We start from the raw sequence: 2,973 nt of genomic DNA, 5'->3' as shown, positions 1-2,973 counted from the left end.
ATGCGGCCCTGGAGCGCGAGACCTTCGACCGCGTCATCGACTTCGTCGCCGCCGGCGGCTACGCGCTGAAGAACTACGAGCGCTATGCCCGCATCCGCCTGAACAAGGACGGCCTGTGGCGCGTCTCGCATCCGAGCGTCGCGCAGCAATACCGGCTGAATGTCGGCACCATCATCGAGATGCCGGAGCTCAATGTCCGTTATGTCAGGCAGGGGCGCGGCATGGCCGGCCGTGGCGGGCCGGTGCTCGGCAAGATCGAGGAATATTTCGCCGAAACGCTGCGCCCCGGCGACAACTTCCTTTTTGCCGGCAAGGTGCTGCGCTTCGAGGGCATTCGCGAGAACGAATGCGTCGTCTCCAACGGCGCCGGCGCCAACATCATCGTGCCGTCCTATGCCGGCGGCAAATTCCCGCTCTCGACCTATCTCGCCGAGCAGGTGCGCGCCATGCTGGCCGACAGCGATCGCTGGAAGGTCTTGCCCGAACAGGTGGCCGACTGGCTTCGGATTCAAGAAGAGAAGTCGGTTTTGCCAAAGCGTGGCGATCTCCTGGTCGAGACCTTTCCGCGCGGCAATCACCATTACATGGTCGCCTATCCCTTCGAGGGCCGGCTGGCGCACCAGACGCTCGGCATGCTCCTGACGCGTCGGCTGGAGCGCGCTCATGCCAGGCCGCTCGGCTTCGTCGCCACCGATTACTCGCTGGCCGTCTGGGCGCTGGACGACATGGCGGCTTTGTTCAAGGCGAAGAAGCCGTCGCTGGCCGCACTTTTCGACGAGGACATGCTGGGCGACGATCTCGAAGCCTGGCTGAACGATAGCTGGATGCTGAAGCGCACTTTTCGCACCTGTGCCGTCATCGCCGGGCTGATCGAGAAGCGCTACCCCGGCCAGGAGAAGAGCGGGCGCCAGGTGACGGTCTCGGCGGACCTCATTTACGATGTGCTGCGCAGCCACGAGCCGGACCATATCTTGCTGCAGGCAACGCGAACCGATGCCTCCGCCGGGTTGCTCGATGTCAGCAGACTTGGCGAGATGCTCTCGCGCGTGCGCGGTCGAATCATGCATAAGCATCTCGACCAGATCTCGCCGCTGGCGGTGCCGGTAATGCTGGAGATCGGCAAGGAGTCGGTCAATGGCGGCGCCAACGACACGCTTTTGATGGAAGCCGCCGACCTGGTCGAAGAAGCGATGGGTTCAGGGCACTAAGCGGAGAACGGAGAGGGGATGAATTTTTCGCTGTCGCGCGCAACGCTGATTGCCGAGGCCGACCTTGTCGGCATCGCCGGCGAGCGCGCGGTTTGCGACCGGCGCGGCGTGCTCTATTTCCCCGACCTGCGGCTGCTCGCGGTCTCCGACCTGCATCTCGAAAAGGGCTCGTCCTTCGCCAGGCGCGGCGCGCTGATCCCGCCTTACGACACCGGAGCCACTTTGCTCCGGCTGCAGGCGGTGATCGCCGACTACCAGCCGCGGATCGTCGTCAGCCTGGGCGACTCCTTCCATGACGGCGGCGGCGCCGAGCGCATGCATGAGAGCTTCCGCGAGCGGCTGGAAGCGATGATGGCCGGCCGCGACTGGTTCTGGGTCGCCGGCAATCACGATCCGGACGCGCCCGCCGACCTGCCTGGCGATACGGTGAAGGAACTCGCCATCGGCTCGCTGCTCTTCCGTCACGAGCCTTCGAAGCTGCGGGTGGAAGGCGAGATCGCCGGTCATCTCCACCCTTGCGCCCGCATCGTCCAGCGCGGCCGTTCGGTCAGGCGGCGTTGCTTTGCCGGCGACGGCGGCCGCATGATCATGCCGGCCTTCGGCGCCTATACCGGCTCGCTCAACGTGCTCGACCGCGCCTATGCCGGCCTGTTCCGGCTGGAGACGCTGATGGCCTATATGCTGGGCGCCGACCGCATCTTCGCCATCTCCGGATCGATGCTCCGGCCGGGTTGAGACGCTACTCCCGACCGTAGTAGAGCGTGACTGTGTGCTTCGCCTCGGCGAAGAACAGCCAGCGCTCGACCAGCATGCCGGCAAGCTGGGCGATGGCCGCGAGCGTCGACGCAATGGCGGCGAAAGGCCACGGTAAGACAAGCGCGGTAGCAAGCAAGACAGCCGGCGCGGCGAAAGCCAGCACCTGCGTGATCCGCCTCAGCTTCGCGCTGTGCTTGCGCGCGATGCGGAATCCCATCTCCTTGAGCAAATAGTTTTCTTCCGTATGCGGCCATTCGATCGACCGCACCGTGCCGCCGGCCAGGCCGGTCGCCGTGCTGGCCGTGGTCGGGATTTCCAGCCGGTCGTTGTATCGCCAGGTCGCGATCTTCCATGCCCAGCCGGCGAGTGTGGCGAGCAGCGCGCCGGTCAGCACCACCGTTGAATCCATGGCGAAACCCTGGAGAAGGGCGCTCAGCAACACACAGCCTGTCATAGCCGAGAACATAAGATAAGCCGGCAAAGTATAGCGGCTGTGCCACTGCGCGATCGGCTTCAGCGAGGCATAGATCATGCCTGTCGCGCAGACTGTCGTCACCGCACCGGCGGCCGCCAGCAGCCCGGCGACGGCCACCCAGCCGCCGCTGCGGCCGAAAAATACCCAGCCGATACCGAACAGCCCGGCCGGGATGAAAGTCGCGACCGACGCCACGCCTTCGCGCGACAGCCACGAGCTGCGCCATTGCGAGAAAGCGCGCCAGGCTCGTTCGGGACGGCCGAGATGGGCCGTGGAGGAGAGTAGGCCAGCCGCGATCAGGCCGAGCGCAAGCGCCATGCCGGCAAGGCCGAACCAGAAATCGGGCTGGATGAAGCCCAGTCCGCCAAGCAGACCGAGCAGCGCCAGCAGGCCGTAGCCGGCCCCGGTGGCGGTGGTGAAGAAGACGACCGAGAAAGCGGGATGCATGGTGGGTGAAGCTAATTCGAAAGCATGCGATCGATCCAGCCGAGGAAGCCGCCCTCGGCCCGGATGGGCTCCAGCGCCGGTGCGTCC

The 2,973-nt window shown here is 65.6% G+C and carries 2 protein-coding genes and 1 pseudogene; 2 read left to right on the top strand and 1 reads right to left on the bottom strand.

Going from position 1 to position 2,973, the window contains the following annotated elements:
• Both EOA29_RS31175 and pdeM read left to right on the top strand, forming a co-directional pair.
• Nucleotides 1-1,208 (top strand): annotated as a pseudogene (locus EOA29_RS31175) (DNA ligase-associated DEXH box helicase); the annotation flags it as partial.
• A gap of 18 nt (nt 1,209-1,226) precedes the next feature.
• Complete coding sequence (gene pdeM / locus EOA29_RS31170; protein ID WP_126090311.1) at nt 1,227-1,943, top strand: ligase-associated DNA damage response endonuclease PdeM; 717 nt, start codon at nt 1,227-1,229, stop codon at nt 1,941-1,943.
• A gap of 4 nt (nt 1,944-1,947) precedes the next feature.
• Here pdeM and EOA29_RS31165 read toward each other — a convergent pair whose 3' ends face one another.
• On the bottom strand, nt 1,948-2,886 hold the full coding sequence (locus EOA29_RS31165) for a DmsC/YnfH family molybdoenzyme membrane anchor subunit (RefSeq protein WP_126090310.1): 939 nt from the start codon (nt 2,884-2,886) through the stop codon (nt 1,948-1,950).
• Nucleotides 2,887-2,973 lie beyond the last annotated feature (87 nt).

Origin of the sequence: Mesorhizobium sp. M1E.F.Ca.ET.063.01.1.1 (genome assembly GCF_003998155.1) — a bacterium.
Classification (GTDB): domain Bacteria; phylum Pseudomonadota; class Alphaproteobacteria; order Rhizobiales; family Rhizobiaceae; genus Mesorhizobium.
The sequence above is the reverse complement of the archived record's forward strand: the minus strand, read 5'-3'. Positions and strand labels throughout refer to the sequence as shown.

Coding starts and splice junctions, on each gene's coding strand:
- EOA29_RS31165 (WP_126090310.1), bottom strand. CDS start 2,886: ATGCATCCCGCTTTCTCGGTCGTCTTCTTCACCACCGCCACCGGGGCC.
- pdeM (WP_126090311.1), top strand. CDS start 1,227: ATGAATTTTTCGCTGTCGCGCGCAACGCTGATTGCCGAGGCCGACCTT.